Here is a 19,189-nt window from a genome sequence, read left to right as displayed (position 1 = left end):
AACTTTATTGCTAGCCCACACGAAAAAAGGCGCTAAAGCGCCTTTTTTGTGGGTGATTCTGAGCGACTTCAAATTCATATCGCACTCTCATTTCTCCACACTCACCCCATCAAAATTCTCCATCAAAACACGCCATTGTCATTTTTAATGTCGCCACCGCTGAAAAGTGAGTAAATGCGCATTGACAGATCCAGGGCCTGGATTGAGTCCCAGTGTTCTACAATGCGGCCGTCTTCGATGCGCCAGGTGTCGATGATGTTCATGCCTTTCTGGTCATTGCCACGGTGATCTTTATCTAGTGTGGCGTGAGAGTGAAAAATTACGAAGTCGCCGTCTGTGTAGATGTGTTTTACGTCGTAGCTGTAGTCCGGGTAGCTCTCAACAAATTCCTGTAAGAAGCCAACCAGACCCGGGATTTTATCCGGCAAGTTGCGGTTGTGCTGCACGTAGGCGCTGTCGTTGTAGTGTGCCAGTACATAATCAAAGTTATGGTCGTTCATCAGGTTTTGTACAAAGTCGGTGACCAGGCGAGCATTGCTTAATTCCTGCTCGCTCCAGTTTGGTTTTTTTAACTGATCAAACTGGATTTTAGGGGCGTCTTTGCCTGCGGCCAAAGTGACGGTGCTGACCAGTAAAAGTAATGCTGCGCTTAGGGTTTTCAACATGGGGTGCTCCTCAGTTGTAATTCAGGGTTTAAGTCTCATCTGGTAACCATGGTAATTAATAGTAACCACCTTTGCAAGAAGGCACAAATTGCTTACCAGGGCACTTTTTGGTAACCCGTGTCCCGAAACTTTGCTCGTGGAATGACTTCGAGCTGGCGCACAGTGTGTTCATAGTTGGCATGTTTATTCGGGGTGTCACAGTCGTGCTGCTTGTGTGAGTGCTTTTGCTTAAAGTGTACGCCAATGATATTCACTCTTTTCTTGTAAAGCTGTGCTTGTTCCGGGTATCAGATTCGTATGTTTAGACACTGCACCTGTTTACAATTTAGGTGCAGGCACCTTCGCAGACATAGCAGCAGAGCGTCTCGCTATTGATGTTTAGTGTGTGTTTGTTCGGATTACGCGTCAATTATCAGGGGGAGGATAGCCCCTCGAAAAACTGAAAAAGTAGCAGGGTATCGAGGTTTTAAGCGCTTATGTTGCCAAGACTATTCACTAACTTACTGAAATTATTTGAAAGAAAAAGTTCGAACGGGCCCATTCAAACGACTTACCGTCCATTTCTTCGCATTGTATGACCTCACCTGTTCACGGTTAACAACATTCAATACGAGGAAGACAATGCAAAACGTTCAGCACACACCTACATCCTGGGATGCCCGATTTTTTCTGATTGCCGGTGGTTTTATGTTAATCAACACCCTGTGTTTATGGGCGCGTCATTTTTCCGGATATCAGCTGTCCATTTTGTGGCCCGCGATCCCGGCGATTATCGGGCTCGCATCCAGTGTCCTGGGGTTGTATAAACTGCACCCTCGAATTGTGTCGCGAGCGCCGAAACTGGCAAAGTGGGGTGCGGGGTTTGCACTGGCGGCTTTGCTGGCACTGAGTATTGGGGCCTGCTGGGTCATTGCCAGCGCAGTGCTGGGCGATGCCACCAGAGGTGTTGGCATGCAGGCGCTGATAGGTCTGTTTATGGTTGCGATGGTGGGCGCCTTTATTTGCAATGCGCTTGTCTGCCTGCAGGACCCTGCATCGCGCACGCTGGGCATGGCGTTGTCTGTCCCCGTTGTATGCTGGAGCCTGATGTTACTGGTGGGCATGTTGTGTGGGGCTGAAGTGGGGTTAGCGCTGGACTTTTATACCAACGGCTTACTTGCGCTGGCGTTTGTGTGGGCCAGCCGGGTGATCCGCTCTGATACGGTGGCCTGATCTCAGGTGGCGTGAATAGACGCCGCGGGCGCTTTAACAAATACGACAGTGTAGATATTTGGGTACATATTGCGCTACTGTGGTTGTATGTTTTTAAATCTGAAAGGAGAAACAGATGAGCAAACACAAATCGGTATTTGTGACTGGCGGAACAGGCAATATCGGCAGTGCGATAGTGCAGGAGTTGATAGCGCACGGTTATCAGGTCAAGGTGTTATGCAGAAATGCAACCAGCGTCGATAAAGCCGAGCAACTGGGCGCAACAGCAGTGACGGGGTCACTGACTGGGCCGCAACCCTGGCTCAGTGAGCTTACCAACTGTGATGCGTTTATCCATACCGCCTGTACCTTTGATGACAAGATGGGCGAGATCGATGCGACGCTGATGCAGGCTGTGGCTGAGTATGCCTTAACACGCACTACGCCACTCATACTGGTCTATACCGCTGGGTGTTGGGCCTATGGCAGCCATGATGCGGTGATCACCGAAACCACACCAAAGCACTCAGTGGCCGATTTTCAGTGGATGCTGGATAACATCGCCTGGTTATCTGATAAAGAAAACATCGACCTACGCGTTGTCAGCCCGGTCAATGTGGTGTGCGAGGAAGAGCACTATTTACCGCCCATCCTGAGCTGGGAAATAGAACGCTGTGGCCACCCCGTGTTACCGACGGACGAAGCACAAACCTGGTCGCTGGTTGAGCGTGAGAATCTGGCTGAGTTATATCGGTTGGTACTCGAACGAGGAAAATCGGGAGAAGAATACATTGGCTCTGCGGAGCATCGTGCCCCGCTGGCGAGTTTGTTACGGCAGCTGTCTGAGCAGCCGGTTGAATGTGGGCAGGCGGCGCAGTGGGCAAAGCAGTATGGTAGCTGGACAGAAGGCTATGCACTGCAACAGGTGTTCTCAAGTGATAAGGCTATGCGCGAGTTAGGCTGGCAACCCAGACCTTTTTTAAATCTGGATTAAGGCCCTGCATAGGTAAAATGACCCTGATGAGGTGCAAAAAGTGGGCTTCACATCCTCAATGGCCTTTAACCGCACTTCACTGTGTGATCGGCAGAAGCCGGTTCAGGTTTATCTGCGCCGGCTGCTACGTGGGTGTTTAAAGACTGACTTATGGCTGGCGGATCACATTGACGGACACTTCAGCACCGTGATCGACTCTGGACGGTTTAAAGGCGACAAGCAAGCTTGCATACTGATCTAACTGGTTGAGTCTGAGCTCAGCAGTACCCTGATATCGGTGGGATTTTAAACGTCGATTGCCTAGCTTTGTAAAGGAGCCGTCAGCTCTGATCCCAATCACGGTTGCTTTCACTGAGCGTGACAGGGCGCTGATGGCTTTCAGGTCAATCACCGCCCGAGCGTCTCTGCCCTGGGCCTCAATCGGGTTATCAATAAATACACCGGTATAATGTGTGTCCGAGATATACACGGTGTTTTGTAAATAATCGATGCCGGCGTGGGCCAGAATATCGACCAGGGCCGGGTTGTTCTCCAGGTTAACTGCGCCAAACAGATTAAAGTTTTCTTGCGAGTTATCACCGCCACCACATTGCCCTTTTTGCGCATTGCTGCCTTGCGAGGTGACGCCTAACACAGTGGCCGGACGCTGTCGGGTGGTGATTGAGGAGCCGCTATCTCCGCCGCATAACAGGCGATTTGTATAGAGGATATTGTGTCTGTATTCGTCTTCGCGAAACGCATCGCGTTCAGCACCATCACCCGCGCCCACGGTTGGACGTGCTTTTCTGAAGGTGATGTCCAGCGTGCCATCGGTCTGATCGGAATCGCCATACACAGGGCTGGCACCTACCACGGTGAGTTTTTTGCCCTCTACCTGATGTCTGGTAAAGCTATATCTGGATGGCAGGAAGGCAGGGATATAATCCGCAGGCGCCGCCGAGTTGAGCTGGAAAACGGCAAAATCATCCTGGGCAAAAGCGATGCGTTTTTCGGCATTTTGTAACGACGGAAAAGCATACTCGGCGTGAACATGCAGCTGTGGCTGCGCATCGGCCTGACCTTTAATATCAATAAAATGCGTCTGATTACCTTCATCATCGCGGATATCTGTATTCCCGATCAACATAATTTTGTGTGTTAGCACGTCGTCGTCTTTCAGCTTAAAAAGAGTATGCAGCGTGTGCTGATCCACGCAGTGCCCGGCTGTTAATACCCAGTCCTGAGTGAGTAAAGTACCAGAGCAGCGGCTCAAAAAACGCGTTCCCACCTTAAACGTTAACCCTACTGCATAACCATACCTGACGTCTGTCTCATCCAGCTCCGGGCCAATGGCCTGAATGCCAAAGTCTGGGACAGTGGTGCTGGCGAGCGGATCGTTGTTGTGTGTATTCTGCTGGTTATGTAGGCCAGCCATGTAGTATTCGATAGACTGAGTTTGTGCGAGGGATAGTGAGGCGGTACAGAGCAGGCAAAGTGATAGCGTACGGCTAAGATAGTTCTTCATGATAGTTCCTTTAAATCCAATAAAAATGTTAACTGTTTGTTTAATTTAAACATTCATCGAGTGTTTTGAATAGCTTTGTGTGAGTCTTTTTTTACTCAATGTACTATTTCTGTGTGCGCATCAGTTTATTTTGCATCAGTAAATTGGTGTTTGTGATCGACGGCAAGTAGAAGGTGATCATCCTGTTTCACCTGCGCGACAGCACGCTGCGTTTTGGTGAGCTGAAAAAGCGCACTCCTAAAATCACGCAAAAGATGCTGACTCAGCAATTACGGGAGCTTGAAGCGGACGGGTTGGTCTCTCGTGAGGTGTATGCCGAAGTGCCGCCCAGAGTGGAATACACCAGTACCGGATTGTCGGATGAGCTCAGACCGATCCTGGATATGCTGTGTGAATGGGGTCAGCGACAACAGCATGTGGTCCATAAAAAAGGCGACACCTAAGTGTCGCCTGACTGCTAGCTCTCAAAAATAAATCGTGGGGTGTTTAGTTACAAGTGCCTAAATCAGTCCAGACTTTCCAGGCATTACCCACGTTAGAGTTTTGCGCTGGGTTTTTGCCACGGTGCCACCAGTTGCTGTGGTATTTGCGACCGTTGTAGGCAACTTCATTACCTGAACGGTAAATCTTGCTGGCAGACCAGGTTTCCAGGCCGCTACAGCCAGTATTGTTGTTGCCATCAGTGACTGCGACTGACTGAGAGACAGTGTGCGTAGCACCCGCATCATCTGTCACTGTCAGTGATACCTGATAGCTGCCGGCATTGGCAAATGCGTACGTGACGTTGACACCACTTGTAGCAAATCCGTCGATATTCCAGTCATAAGCCAGGACTTGACCATCCGGGTCGCGGCTGGTGCTGGCATCAAAGCTACAACCCAAGTCGGTACAGCTTACTGTGAAGCTGGCAACTGGCAGTTGGTTTTCTTGTGTGCCGCTACAACCGTTAGTAGCAATATAGTCAGACGCGGCTTTGGCCTGTACTAAGCCGTGACCATATTCATTGTCACGACCCGCCGAGCCTAAATCGATTGCCGTGGCATTCAGGGCGTTACGGATATCTACGTTGGTACAGCTTGGGTGTTGGCTCCAGACCAGGGCAGCAACACCGGCCACGTGTGGACTTGCCATAGAGGTACCCGATTTTTCATCGTAATCCAGAATGGCTTCGAGCTGAACTTGCACTGTGGCACCCACAGAGGATTTCAGTGCCGTACCGTCTTCCTGAGACAAAGAAATGACCGGAATGGTCACACCATGCGCGCCGTCACCCAGCGTACCGCTGAATGAACCCGCTGCATTGTTGTAGATGATGGCTGCAACACCACCACCGGCTTCACAGTTGGCCGCTTTGTCTTTGAAAGAGGCACCGCCACGTTCAATTAAACAGATGCTGCGCGTCGCGGCACAGGCATTCAGGCCCTGGCCACAGTCGACGAGTTCAGCACTGACGTTACCTTCTGCTGAGTTGGTCATGCCGCCGGCTTTAACAAATACCCCGTTGGCTGTTACGCCAGCCGCCACACCGGTACCACGTGGTACCGTTGACAGGATGTTGGTACCTGGCGCTGCAATTTCTACATAAGCGTTATACTGTGATGTAGCGTTTTTCACGCGGTTTTCGTCAATATTCGCCACTGACATCACGGTTTCGTAACTGGCAGGGTAACTGACTGTGCTGTCCCCCTTGTTACCGGCTGCGGCAATGATAAGCACGCCTTTGTCATATGCGGCTTGCAAACGGTCCTGGAAGTACTGGCTTGGGCTGCCACCACCTAAACTCATATTGATGACTTTTGCACCATTTTCGACACAGTTATCAACCGCTCGGGCAATTCGAGAGGTCAAACCTTGCTTACCATCGTTATCGAAAACGCGCACGTTGTGTACGCCAATTTTATCATTCGGTAGCACGCCGACGACGCCCTGGCCATTTTTCAGTGCGACTATGGTACCGGCAACGTGTGTACCGTGACCTGAGCCATCCTGATCCCAGGTCAGGCCGCCAGGCAAGTCGGTAAAACCTGTGGCGTTTTGGGGCAGATCCGGGTGGCCCAGATCGTAACCAGAGTCAATCACACAGACTTTAAACAAGTCGGCGTTGGTGTCTTGTAACAAAGGTGCCTGTACTTCGGCCAGGCCATACGGTGAGACTTCTGCGTTGGTGGTCGATGAGAAAGGCACATATTCATAATCTTCTTCAATATAGGCGTACTGGCCAGACGCTTTAAGTTGTGCGACCTGCTCTGCAGTCAGCTCCATGGTAACGACTGTGCCTTGCTCATCATCTGACAGTACTTCTGCAGCTGGCTCAGCTGCGAAGTCGTGGGCAATGGCGGCACGGGCAAAGCGACTGGTTTGCGGTGCAAAAATCGCTAAGTCACTTTGCTTAAGAATATATTGCTTGGTTTCCTGTGCGTTGACGGCGGTTGATGATAGTGCAGATAAGGCAATGGCTAACGAGGTAAGTCTAAATGTCTTGTTCATGTTGCTTCCTACTGATTTTTGTTGTTGTTGCTTGTTATGTTTGCTGCATCTAATGCAATGAGGTCTGGATTATTGTCTATTTTGTACCCCATTGAGGATCAAACTACCCCTTGATGTTTCAATTTGCAACCCATTGTTAATGCAAATTACACAAATACGTAAAAATGATGAATAATTCGAAAATTCACTCATGCTGTGGTGCTTTTCTGGGCACCTGGTTTGGCGTAGTATGAAGGGATCGGATCTACAGGAAGTAATAATAACAATGACTTATAGATTAGGCGCGGTCGCTCTTTTATTTCTAATGACCTTTTTTTCACAGCCAGTTCTGGCAACGGATTACCGAATTGCAAAAGGGATATCGGTTGGGCAGCAGCACATCAAGCTGACGATCTCGCCGGGTGAACGCACCTTTAGCGGTGAAACCACACTTGTTTATAACTTCTCTCAACCTACTGATTATATTGCTTATCATTCTCTTGGCTTGACACTGAGTCAGATTGAGCTGCGGTATCGCGACAAACGAATTGCGTTACCTGTGGTGGCACCGGATCGCTTTGATATCGTGCGTCATACATTGCCTTTTAAGCTAGAAAGCAACGCAGAGCTGACGATACGATTCTCCGGTTTGGTTGGCGGTGTAGATAGTGTGCAGGGACTGTATCAGGTGGGTGGCGATGATGGACAACCAACCCTGTTTACGCAGTTTCAGGAGATGGAAGCACGTCGGGTGTTTCCGGGGGTAGATGATCCGGGTATCAAAACCGTGTTCACTCTGAGCTTAGATATCCCGGCCGATATGCAGGCCTTACACAATACACGCCCGGTTAATACACAGCGCCACGGCGACAGGCAGCTGATCCGGTTTGCACCGACGCCGAAAATAAATACCGATGTATTGGCCCTGGCGGTCGGCGTATTTGAGGCAATCCCCCTGCGCGATGCCGGGGTTGAAACGACGGTGTATATGCCACAAAGTGAACGCCAGCATGTTCCGACAGAGCTGGGCACACTGATCAATCAGACCATTCGATATTTGTCCGACTATCTGGATTCTCCGTTTCCCTATGACAGGCTCGATTTCTTTATCGCGCCGATAGGCACACTGGCCGGGATGGAAAATGTCAGTCTGATCGCGCTGAATAGCAATCAGCTGCCTGCGCAGGATGCCAGCCAGGGAGACTTATGTCGCTTTCGCAAGTTGATCGCCCATGAGGTGGCCCATACCTGGTTCGGTCACACTGTGACAATGCAGTGGTACGACGATTACTGGCTTAATGAGTCGTTCAGTGAGTTTTTTGCTGCCAAAGTCGTGAATCATCATTACCCGGATAATGCAGCCTGTACGTATACGCCTCAGGTCAGGGCGTTCGGTGATGACAATCAAAGTGCCCCGGCGCTGAAGCGTCTGGTACAAACCCGCGCTGACAACGAAGGAACAGGCGCGCTTTATTATACCAAGGGGCGTGCGCTGCTGAACATGATACAAAATCATGCCGGTGAGGCACGAATGAAACAGGCAATGCGTAAGTATGTGCGTACGTATCAGGGCGGGCATGCGACAACCGAAGATTTCACACGTCTGTTTCCTAATTCATTGCGCGTAGACGAGATTGTTCAGAGCTATCTGACTCAGTCAGGTTACCCATTATTGAGTGTCGCTAAACAAGCGGAGCAATTAGTCCTGTCGCAGCGGAGTTTTCAGGGAGAGGCGGGAAAACACTGGACTATTCCAATCGAAGTACACAGCTGGGACGGCGATAAAATCACGCAGCACAGGTTGGTCCTGTCTGCGCCATCTATGTCTTTAAAGGGGATTAATCCGGCTGCGGCGATCCTGATCGACCCTGCGGGCGTTGGGTATTTTCGTAGTCATGATCAGTCTGGTAATGCGCTGTTCCCGCTGACTCTGCGCACCATGGCCAACCGGCTGGCGGATATGGATAACCGCGAAGCGTTGACCAAAGCGGGCTTGCTGAGCTATGTCCAGTACATCCACGGGCTGACTCAGTTGCTGCGCGCACAACCTGCTGATAGCCTGGAGGCCAGCAAAGCGCTGGAGGTAATCAGTGATGCTTTTGTGGCGCAGATCCCAGCCAGTTTACAGTCGCAGTTTGCGGACTTTTTACAGCAGCATTTGCCTGCGCACACCACATGGCAGGCACGGCTTGAGCAGGACAGCGGGGGTGACTGGCTGTTGCTCTATGGGGTGTATCTTAAATCGCCCGAAGCGATTCATTTTGCCCGGCAATACATGCAGCGCACACCACTTGCTGAACTTAAGCACCGTGTGAGTGTATTGCGTGTTGTGGCTGCAAACAGCACAGATAAGGAGTACCGGCGCTTGTTGAGGTTGTTTGACACTGAATCCCGGGCGGTGCAGGAAGATTTGCTTAATGCACTCGGATATGTGACAGGTGCAAATCAGGTTACCCTGTTTTATGATTTTCTACTCAGTGATAAAACGCGCAGTTTTGTGATTGACTATCGCTTTCAGTTTCCGCTCTTTCAGCCAGCACTTAGAGCGGTAGCTGCTGACTATATACAGCGACACAAAGCACGCATTCAGGCGCGTATTGTGGATGATCAGTTACAGTGGTTTCCTTACAATTTTATCACCGGGTGCTCAGAGCAAGACAGTGCGCTGGTGACACGTACCTTTACCAGCTGGCTTGATATTCCGGGCCTTGAAGGTAAACGAGATATAGTACAAGCCCACATCAACCGCTGTCACAAGGATACCCGCCGTGCACGTGAGGAACTTGCCCAGCTACAGGCAAACTAGCCAGGGCTGGTTAGCCTTGAAAAAACGGGCCCTTTTGATGGGCCCGTTTTTTGACTATGGGTCGTTTTGCATCGGCCTATCAGTAATCCTGATATAGCTCGATAATTGGCTGATCTCTATCTGCCTGGCAGGTTGGCAGAGAGAAGACCAAAGCGCGGTCTTGGAGATGAGCGGTTCTAAGTAGGTTGTACGTCACGCTCCCAGCCGGTGTCAGTAGGTCCAGTGTCCAGAACTGACCGTTTTCTGCGCGTTTACAGGTATCGCCTTTAATGCGTATCCGAACCAGGGAAGAGATGGTATTGAGCTCTGCGATTTTGCCCGTCAGGAGTCTTGCATCCGGGTCGTGCAGTACTTGATTGCTCCAGCCACTACAAATGGTATCGCTAAAACATGCTTTAACCCTGTATGCGCTCAGCCCGGTCACCTTGCTTGCGTCATAGTGAGTCTGTGCGCCTGACAGAGGAATATTTTGCCAGTTCAGTACCTCGCTATTGGTGCAGCCTTGCGTGCAGTCAGCGACTTCCAGCAAGTAGTGGCTGATCTGTGCAACGTCTGTCCATTGCAGATTGCCATTTTCCACACTCAATGTGAGCCTCAGAGGCTCCGCGTTTGCCACCAGTTCTGAACTTTCCAGGATGCTACAGATAGCCCCATTGGTTTTCTTATCGCAGGCCTGAACAGAGAAAATGTACTCGCCAGCGTCGGTGAACTGATACTGGAAACGCGATTGTTCGGTGCGTGAGTCGAATTCCCCCAGCATGGTTAGCTGTTGCTGACCTGGTGGTTTGACATACAGCGTGTAACTGACATGTTCCTGGAAAAACTCATGGATCTGCCATTGCAGTGTGACCGTTTGGTGTGTAAAGACGCGTTCCGGCAGTGGTTCAAAGGTGACCGTGGGCAGATGGCTGTCTGTGAGCTGAAAAGCGACTTCAGACAATTGGCCACATTGCCCTGATAAGGTACAAGGCTGCACTTCGACTTTGATGGCACCGCGTCGAAAGTTAGGCCCCCGTTCAAGTGACGTGCCGGTATAATTATCCTGCCACAGGAAACGCTGTTCGGGCTCCCCGGCATACTGACTGGGTTTGGTGATGTAAACATCATAGACCATATCTTGCTGGTAAACGGATGGCTTTTTCCACGATAGGGTGACAGATTCTCCATAAACGATGTCGCTGGCGGACACCGTTAGATCCTCTACTTTGAGCAAGGCGGCATTGTCACTGACTACGACTGAGGTGGCAGTGTTGCGCTGTTTACTGCACACGGTGCTGTAGTTGGTCAGGCAGGTTTGCAGATAAAAGGTATAGGTGCCTTTTTGCGTCAGACCGGTGCCCGAGGTGTACAGACTGATGGTTTGGCTGCCGGGAGAAGTCATCCACAGTTTGGCAGTGATGGGCTCTTTAAAAAACTCTGGCATTTGCCAGTTGAAAGACACCGATTCGTTCAGATAATACTCGGGCTTTTCACTGGTAAATTGTATTGCGTCAGGCAGGGTGGTGCCATTAAGTGTGTACTGTGTTGTCGTGACTTCACCACAGCTGCCATCGGGCAGGCAAGGATGTACTTCCACACCAATCTGACCACGGCGGTAATTCGGACCTCGTACTACCTGAGTATCAGTGAGGGCACGCTGCCACAAAAACCGCTGATCTGGTTGGCCAGGCTCCGAGCTGGGCTTGGTAATATATACATCATAGGTAAGGGCTTCTGTATAGCCATTGGGCTTGTCCCAGGAGATTGTGACAGAATCACCGTAATTGATGTTGGCTTTATCAACCCTGAGGTTCGCAACTTTGATCGGTTTGACCGTTGCTGTGACAGGGTGACTGAGGTAGTCATTACATATTGTGGGCGCCTTCTGATCACAGTACTGAAGATAAAAAGTATACTGGCCCGGGGCATGCAAAGGTGCATTGGCTTGGTATTCTTGCAGCGCAGTGTGTTCTGGCGCTTTGACCCATAATTGAGTGGTCACGGCTTCTTGAAAAAACTCAGGGAACTGCCAGTTAAAGTCAAACCCCTTTCCGGCAAACACGGTATTTTGTTTAACGGTAAACTGTGTCGCTGCAGGCAGCGTGTTACCGCTGAGGGTATAAGACACGGAACGGCTCAAACCGCATTGTTCTGCCAGGCATGGCACGACTTCTACCTTAATGGTGCCACGACGATAATTGGGGCCCCTTGTTAATGTAAGAGACGGGTGGTTATCACGCCATAGGAAGCGGATATCTGCTTCACCTGGGTTCGGACTGGGCTTAGTCACATAGACATCAAATACCAGCCCACTGTTTTCATCGTAGCCTGCCGGGCGTTGCCATGATAGTGCGACATGCTCACCGTAAGTGATATCAGATTTATTGACGGCCAACTGCACTACCGCGGCTTGGGTGATCACAGGCGTCGCCCGCACGGTCAACGCAGTGAGTGATTTATTGTTACATTCACCATAGGTGTTACACATTTCAAGGTAAAAAGTGCTGCTTCCCACTTCATTGAGTGTATGAGTAAAGCTTTGTACGGTCGCCGCCAGTGGGCCTGCTATTTTACGCGTCGTTCCTTGCGAATGTTGGTAGAGCGTATAACTGACCGTGTCTTTGTAATAGGGGTGGAGCGACCAGTTGAAAGTGACTTGTTCTCCCTGACGAATGACAGACTTATTTCGGGTAAATGTGGGTTGTGGTAGCGTGCCGCCTACCGTGAAACTGACTTCACGTAATGGGCCACATTGATTGAGCACGTTGCACGGCACTATACCCACTTTGGTTGCACCCCGACGGTAAATCTCATTACGTGTCAGCTCAGTCGCTCTGAAATTATCATGCCAAAGAAAATGCTCATCTGGCAGCCCGGGTTGTGCGCCTGGCTTAGTGATATAGACATCGTAGTAAGTCGTATCACTGATGTTGCCGGGTTTACGCCAACTGATTTTAACGGAATCACCATAATTTAGTTGCGTCTTGCTGGCAGACAGCCCGGTAACCGCATCTGGTACCGGGGGCGGTGATAGCACTGAGAGGCTGTGTACAGAGGAGTAGCTGCATTGGTTCCAAGAATCACAGGCTTGGATCTGGAAATAATGAGTCCCTGCCAGATTGATCCCTGAGCGGAGGAAATTTGGGGTCGAAACGTCTCGAAATACAAACCAGTTTCCGCCTGGCTTTTTAGTGCGTAAGCGATAATAAAGTGAACCTGAATAGCTGCTCGGCGGTTGCCATTGCAGCATCACACTGCCGCCAGTGTATATTTGTGAGGTGGATAAAGAGAACCCCCGCACTGCACTCGGCCCAGGCGGAGGCGGTTCACTGACCGTGACGGATGCCGACCCTGATGCGCTGCATCCACTGGCATCACACGCCTCGACGTAAAAAGTATGGGTGCCGTTTTTATTGATATAACGGTTAAAGGAGGTGCTGGTGTAACCCCCTCTGAATTTCAGCCAGGTATCGCCAGGCTTGAGTACCCATAGATTGAAATACTGTGTCCCGCTGGGACGACTCCAGGACAGCGTTACTGTGTTCCCCCGGTACATACTATATGTACTGAGGCTAAAGCTTGGGCTGCTGATAGCAAACGATTGAAAACTGGTAGCGAGTGTAAGCCACAAGAGTAAGCGTGTTAAAACTTTCATATGCGTGTCTTATTTTTATAGTTCGATCGACCGAGATGAGCCAACTACTTGTAATAAAAGCTCTTGATGGGGATCAATTGGCATGAAAGGCATAGCACAATAAAAGGCAATGGGATAAACCATCTGTTTCTTATTTTTTATAGGGTGCTATGCCTTGGTGAATCAAAAATCTTGATAGAGGTAATTTATTTTCTGGTTTTTTGTCGGGTCACAGGAAGGGTAGCCGATCTTTATCGTTTTGGATGTGTTTGCGGCAGCCAGTAACATAGATACGTTCACCCCTGCTGTGGCGTCTGCGAGTTCAAAATACCAGTAGGTATTGCCGGCATTGGCACTTTGCTTACACTCATCGCCTTTGAGACGGAAGAATACTTTACCGCCACTTGGATAGATACGTTCAACTTGACCGACGCCTTTTGCGGCGAAAGCTGCTGGCGCGAGCGGTAGCAATAAAGATAATGTGAGAATGGAAACGAGCTTCATGATTTGTTTGGTCCTTTTATAAAAACAATATTATTCTGCATGCATTAATTAAATTCAACACTTGATGTAAATATGTTGCTACCTTGTTTTTAGGTGATGCTCTATCGAAGCTTGTAATAATCGCCAAACTCGCTATTCACTATAGTTAGGTCAGCCATTGTATGTATTCACAACAGGGCTTTTAGTGCGAAGAAGATGCCCATACTCGCCAATACAACGAACAGGGTGTTTTTCACCAGCAGGCTTAGCATGATGGTCAGTATTCCCCCCAGCAAAAAAGGATTAGCAAGATCATGCGTATTGAATGTCACTTCGCCAAATACAATGGGTGCCGCCATCGCGGTCAAAATACAGGGGGCGGTATAACTTAAAAACCGTTGGACTCTTAGATCGAGTTTGACGGGTAGCTTTTCCATAAAAAAGGCATAACGCATAAAGAAGGTGATCAGTGCCATTAAAAATATTAGATCGTAGCTCATGGTTTGCCCCCTAGCTGGTTTCTTTGTCTAAACGGTAGCCAACCACCATGCCGAATAGTGCAGACAGCAGCAGGCCGTTAGGCACATCGAATTTGTGAAGCAGCACGGCGCTACAGGCCGATACCAGTACTGCGATGAGCACCGGCGATGATTTAATATTAGGTACTACCATGGCAATAAAGGTAGCAGCAATGGCAAATTCGAGTCCTAGGCTGTCGAGGTCAGGAATACTGGTGCCAGCCACAATGCCAGCCAGTGTGGAGAGATTCCAGATAACATAGAAAGTGGCACCAGAGATCAGCGCATAATCCAACGGGAAATGACCTAGCTCGTTACGCTTATTTTCAGTGACCGCGAACATTTCATCAGTGAGCAAAAAGGCCATCAGGATTTTATGATGTAGCGGCAAACCTAGCGCGTCATGGCGAAAGGTGGCCGAGTACAGCAAATGGCGTGAGCTGATCACCGCGGTACTCCCCAAAGTGGCGGCGATCCCGCCACCGACACCCACCAGAGTCAGGGCAGAAAGTTGCGCTGCACCAGCAAAGACCAGCAAGGACATCAACTGGGACTGTAACGGGCTCAGGCCAACCTGAATGGCCAATGAGCCGCATAAAACTCCCCAAGGGATCACGGCAATAGATAGGGGAAGAATGTCAAAAAATGCGGCCAGTTTAATGGATCTGACTGATGGTGTTTGCGCCGTGTTCATTGTATTTATTTAACCTGTGAGTGGGTTGGCAACCGACGTAGATGACGGCCTCAAATGAACGGCCTGACACCTTTCGAAGGCTGATAGTATTTGTTCTTTTAACGTACGAATGTACCTTGAGCAGAACCTTCGGGCAATAATTCAATCGTCAATATGTAACCAGGTGATTGCCAATATCGAATTGCACTTGCCGACATCACTTGAGCAAAGGGGCTGACAGAGTACACCTGAAAAGCGGTGTTAATTGCAAACGCGTGTCTGATTTTAATCCAAATGGGTGTCAACCGACTGACTTGGGAAGCACTAGGGTGTAGCGACAGCCTTGTCCGGCCTCACTGCTACATTCTATGGTGCCCTTGAGCTTTTGCGTCACGATATTAAAGACGATGTGCATACCCAGCCCGGTGCCGCCGCTGCTGCGTCGGGTGGTGTAAAACGGTTCAAAGACTTTATCCCGCGTTTCTTCGCTCATGCCAGCGCCATCATCAGATACTGTCCAGGTGAGCTGCTGCGGTTGGTCGTTCACTGTAATACAGATAGTACCAGGCTGTTTTCCATCATCGAATCCATGTTTAATGGCGTTGTCGACCAGGTTTGTGAGGATCTGGGCGATGGCACCCGGGTAAGTGGACAAGCGAGCCTCTGCTGGAAAGTCGGTTTTCACCGTGACCTGGGAATGTTTCCACTTAGGGTGCAAACTGGTTAGCACATCGTTGAGATAATCCGGTAGGTTGATGGTGCTGAGCTCTTCTATGGATTGGTCAACAGCCACCTGTTTAAAGTTTTTCACTAGCTGTGCTGCACGATTTAGGTTTGATTCCAGCAACTGCAGGCTTTCTTTTAGTGTGGCAAGAAACTGCTCCAGGTTGTCTTTGCTGAGTCGTGCGTCAGCCAGTTTTTGCTCGCATTCTGCCAGCGCTTTGCTGGCATAAGAGCCAGCCGTAATGCCAATCCCAAGCGGCGTATTAATTTCATGGGCAACGCCGGAAACCAGACGGCCCAGTCCCGCCATTTTTTCCTGCTGTACCAGTTGTTGCTGCGTGACTTTGAGGTCTTCGTGGGCCGTTTGTAGCTGGTTGAAGGTACTCTCAAGCTGGGCCACTGCGTCGGCGTTTGCCAGGGCAATAGCGGTGTAATTGGCGATCGTACGCAGCATTTGCACATCATTGTCGCTAAAAGCACATGGCTGAAAGCTCTGCACGGTCAGACAGCCAATGGTCCGGGTATCAATAATCAGAGGCAGGTAAACCAGCGACTCACTCTCGGCGCCGCTAACCGGCGCTGCAATGTGGTTAACAAACTGCGTCAGTTCGCTGATCTGATTGACCCTGAGCTCTTTTTGGTGGGTGACGCACCACACAGCAGGGCGCTGGGTGTCGGACAAAGCATATTCAAATTCAGGTAGCTTTTGCCCTTTTTCAATCGCCAGTCGACAGGATATGCGCTGATTCTCGGTGTCCAGGATCCCGACCACAAAGACGTCTGCGCCCATCAACTCATTAACGTGTTTATAGACACGTTCCAGTACCGAGGAGAGATCTAAAGTAGAGGTGATGTCTTTGCCTATGGTGCCCAGCATGGTGATATTTTCAGTGCGGGACTGAACCAGATTATCCAGCACAACTTGTTGCTGTTTGAGTTCTTTTATTCGCCATAAATACGCCTTGTATAACAAAGAGGTGATCAGCAGCAGTAGCCCCAGGCGAAACCACCAGGTCTCATACCAGGTCGGTAACTGAGTAATGGCCAGGCTTATTTGATGCTGACTCCATTGACCTTTGCGGTTGCTCCCTTTAATCCTGAGCTGGTAGTCGCCAGGGGGTAACTGTGAATAGGTGATATGGCGTTTGCTGGCGTCCACCTGGATCCAGTTGTCGTCATAACCTATGAGCTGATAGGCATAGCGATTGCTGTGTGGTGCCGTATAGTCCAGTGCCGCAAACTCGACTGAAAAGCTGCGGGTATTGGGTTGCAGGGTCAGTTGGTTGGTGTTGGTTACGGGGTGATTATTGACCGCCAGTTCACTGATCACAAGGGGGGGATGATACTCCCAGGAAGTCCAAAGTTCAGGACGTAACAAGAGGATCCCTTTCGTTCCGCCGAACAGCAAAGTGCCATTACGCAGCTTAGTATAAGAGCCGGTCCACATTGTTCCGGTATCCCAGTCATCGGCGACGCTTAAGTCTGCATAACCGCGATTTACGGGATCTATCCAGCCATAACCGTTCCAGAGACGCCCCTGATCATCTTCCAGTAGATTGCCCGCTGTGCCGGTTGGTCTGCCAACTAATTGATCCAAAGATTCGAACTGGGCGTGCTGACCGTCAAAGTGGACCAGTTTGTCGAGCCCATGTGGCGTGGCAACCAGCAGGTGCCCTTGACTATCAATCAGCAGACTATTGATATAGTTGTCTGACAAGGTCTCTGTAGTACCGGTCTGGGCACTGATCTCCGTGACACTGTGCGCGGCTAAATCGAGTACAAACAGGCCATTGCGGGTCCCTACCCACAGATAATTTGGGGCCGCGTAGGTCATGCTCAGCACTGATTTTCCTGACAAAATGGTGTAATCACTGAAGTGATTTAAGGTTTGGATCTGGCGCGTATTAATATCCATGAGAGCCAGCCCTTCGCCAGTACCGACCCAGAGTTGGCCACCTGGGGTTTCCTGCAAGGTGACAACCTGATAGCCGGGCAGGCCATCAGCTTTACTGAAGCGTGTGAAATGCTGGGTATCAGGATCAAAATGGTACAACCCGGTGTTTGCCGAGCCGACCCAGATATGACCATCAAAGGTTTGGCGGATCGTTCGGGCGTAGCCATCGTCCAGTTTGGTTGGATCCGATGGATCGGGACGGTGGCCGGCTACCACACCGATCTGCGGATCTATGATGTCGATCCCCGTTTGAGCGTTGCCAACCCATATCAAGCCGTTACTGAGTTCGGCAAAACTGCGCACATCGACATGACTTAGCGAATGAGGGTAGGTGAGCCGTCGGACAAAGGTTCTGAACGCACCATTGTGCGGGTTGTGGCGATTGAGTCCATTGCCCCAGGTGCCTGCCCAGATAAGTCCGGACGCGTCAACGAGCAGGGCACCCATAGAGTCAAGGTTAATACTGTAGGGATTCAGGGGATCATGACGAATATGGCGCTTTACCGCGCCAGTTGTGGCATCCACCACGGTGATACCGCCGCCGGACGTGCTTAACCAGATCTCCTGATCATTAGGCTGTGCAATGCCGTTGACCCAGTGATAACTGAGGCTGGAAGGATCATCCGGGCGATGCGTGATCCGCTTGACCTCGTCAGCGCCGGGTACGAAAAACGCCGCGCCATGATCTGTGGTGCCAATCCAGATGGATCGATCAGTCGCCTGAAACAACCGAAATACATTTTGATGATTAAAGGCTGACAAGGTTGTGCCAGCCAGTGGTTGCTGCCAGTCCACATTCTGAGTTGCCCGTAAAGCAGGCAAGGTGATACGGCATAAACCACTTTTGCTGCCCAGCCACAAGGTATCTGTGTCTGTCAGCAAGACTGAGCGGAGCCTGGGTTGTTGCAGTGGTATATCACAGCCTTCAACACGTAGCCGTGTTACCTGGCCTGTTTGTGTCTGGATATGCGCCAGCCCGTTGTCTGTGGCAACATACAGATTACCCCGATTGTCGCCTGTCAGTGAACGCACTGTATTGTGAGGCAAGCCACCTGTTGCTGAGCGGTGATGTGCAAAGCGGCTGAACTGGCCACTTTTGGGATCATAGACAGACACGCCATCAGAGAAGGTACCGACCCAGATCCGTCCGTCCTGGGCGGTCCATAACGTACGTACAAAATTGCCAGACAGGCTTGTCTGGTCTTGCGGATCATGTTGAAAAGGCACAAACCGGTAGCCATCATGACGGATCAAGCCAAACTGGGTACCGATCCAGATAAATCCATCCCGGTCCTGAGCCAGCGCGGTGACCACGCCTTTGGGGATTTGCTCATTGTCGCCTATGGTCTGAAAAATCAGTTCACCGGTGTCGAAAAACGGTGTGTTTACGCTGGTTGTTTGCGTCTGGGCTATGTTCGTCTGAGAGACTGGAGCGGCGGCCCAACTCTGACTGGAAATCAGGTAAGTACATGACAATAAAGTAATCAGAATTGCATGCCATACTCGCCTTAATGTTGTCACTGCCAACCCTCCGGTATCAGTGCGTTGAGGTGATACCAATACATCCATAACCAGTATAGATGACCTGCCATGACTGGA

General features: G+C 50.3%; 13 protein-coding genes. 4 read left to right on the top strand and 9 right to left on the bottom strand.

What is annotated here, in order from left to right:
• Window positions 1–122 precede the first annotated feature (122 nt).
• Together CWC22_RS19240 and CWC22_RS19235 are read right to left on the bottom strand one after the other, a co-directional pair.
• Window positions 123–665: a nuclear transport factor 2 family protein gene (locus CWC22_RS19240; RefSeq protein WP_138538090.1), complete on the bottom strand. Its 543-nt coding sequence runs from the start codon at window positions 663–665 to the stop codon at window positions 123–125.
• Between the two features lie 92 nt (window positions 666–757).
• Window positions 758–919, bottom strand: a complete 162-nt coding sequence (locus CWC22_RS19235; protein WP_171045053.1) for a hypothetical protein — start codon at window positions 917–919, stop codon at window positions 758–760.
• A 367-nt stretch (window positions 920–1,286) separates the two neighbouring features.
• Between CWC22_RS19235 and CWC22_RS19230 the strand changes: the two genes are divergently transcribed.
• Both CWC22_RS19230 and CWC22_RS19225 read left to right on the top strand, forming a co-directional pair.
• A complete protein-coding gene (locus tag CWC22_RS19230; RefSeq protein WP_138538089.1) occupies window positions 1,287–1,877 on the top strand; it encodes a hypothetical protein in 591 nt (196 codons plus the stop codon).
• 115 nt (window positions 1,878–1,992) lie between these two features.
• Complete coding sequence (locus tag CWC22_RS19225) at window positions 1,993–2,850, top strand: NAD-dependent epimerase/dehydratase family protein (protein WP_138538088.1); 858 nt, start codon at window positions 1,993–1,995, stop codon at window positions 2,848–2,850.
• 148 nt (window positions 2,851–2,998) lie between these two features.
• On the opposite strand, the gene CWC22_RS19220 is transcribed toward CWC22_RS19225, so the two are convergent.
• Window positions 2,999–4,354: a trypsin-like serine protease gene (locus tag CWC22_RS19220; RefSeq protein ID WP_138538087.1), complete on the bottom strand. Its 1,356-nt coding sequence runs from the start codon at window positions 4,352–4,354 to the stop codon at window positions 2,999–3,001.
• A 173-nt stretch (window positions 4,355–4,527) separates the two neighbouring features.
• Here CWC22_RS19220 and CWC22_RS19215 point away from each other — a divergent pair, with 173 nt between their 5' ends.
• Window positions 4,528–4,797, top strand: a complete 270-nt coding sequence (locus CWC22_RS19215; RefSeq protein ID WP_230090594.1) for a winged helix-turn-helix transcriptional regulator — start codon at window positions 4,528–4,530, stop codon at window positions 4,795–4,797.
• Between the two features lie 43 nt (window positions 4,798–4,840).
• On the opposite strand, the gene CWC22_RS19210 is transcribed toward CWC22_RS19215, so the two are convergent.
• Window positions 4,841–6,841, bottom strand: a complete 2,001-nt coding sequence (locus tag CWC22_RS19210; RefSeq protein ID WP_138538086.1) for a S8 family serine peptidase — start codon at window positions 6,839–6,841, stop codon at window positions 4,841–4,843.
• 265 nt (window positions 6,842–7,106) lie between these two features.
• Between CWC22_RS19210 and CWC22_RS19205 the strand changes: the two genes are divergently transcribed.
• Window positions 7,107–9,626 carry a M1 family aminopeptidase gene (locus tag CWC22_RS19205; protein ID WP_171045052.1) on the top strand — a complete coding sequence of 840 codons (2,520 nt, stop codon included), beginning with the start codon at window positions 7,107–7,109 and terminating at the stop codon, window positions 9,624–9,626.
• 79 nt (window positions 9,627–9,705) lie between these two features.
• Here CWC22_RS19205 and CWC22_RS19200 read toward each other — a convergent pair whose 3' ends face one another.
• The 5 genes from CWC22_RS19200 to CWC22_RS19180 all read right to left on the bottom strand — a co-directional run bounded on the left by CWC22_RS19200 (window position 9,706) and on the right by CWC22_RS19180 (window position 19,111).
• Window positions 9,706–13,260, bottom strand: a complete 3,555-nt coding sequence (locus CWC22_RS19200; RefSeq protein ID WP_138538084.1) for a chitinase N-terminal domain-containing protein — start codon at window positions 13,258–13,260, stop codon at window positions 9,706–9,708.
• Window positions 13,261–13,422: 162 nt separating this feature from the next.
• The gene (locus tag CWC22_RS19195) at window positions 13,423–13,743 is read right to left on the bottom strand and encodes a hypothetical protein (RefSeq protein WP_138538083.1); all 321 of its coding nucleotides are present in this window, start codon (window positions 13,741–13,743) and stop codon (window positions 13,423–13,425) included.
• Between the two features lie 167 nt (window positions 13,744–13,910).
• Window positions 13,911–14,222, bottom strand: a complete 312-nt coding sequence (locus CWC22_RS19190) for an AzlD domain-containing protein (protein WP_138538082.1) — start codon at window positions 14,220–14,222, stop codon at window positions 13,911–13,913.
• A 10-nt stretch (window positions 14,223–14,232) separates the two neighbouring features.
• A complete protein-coding gene (locus CWC22_RS19185; protein ID WP_138538081.1) occupies window positions 14,233–14,934 on the bottom strand; it encodes an AzlC family ABC transporter permease in 702 nt (233 codons plus the stop codon).
• A gap of 280 nt (window positions 14,935–15,214) precedes the next feature.
• On the bottom strand, window positions 15,215–19,111 hold the full coding sequence (locus tag CWC22_RS19180) for a two-component regulator propeller domain-containing protein (RefSeq protein WP_195879838.1): 3,897 nt from the start codon (window positions 19,109–19,111) through the stop codon (window positions 15,215–15,217).
• Between the last annotated feature and the right edge of the window lie 78 nt (window positions 19,112–19,189).

Source organism: Pseudoalteromonas rubra, assembly GCF_005886805.2.
Lineage (GTDB): Bacteria > Pseudomonadota > Gammaproteobacteria > Enterobacterales > Alteromonadaceae > Pseudoalteromonas > Pseudoalteromonas rubra_D.
Note: the sequence above shows the minus strand (reverse complement) of the source record. Positions and strands in the feature narration are given on the sequence as shown.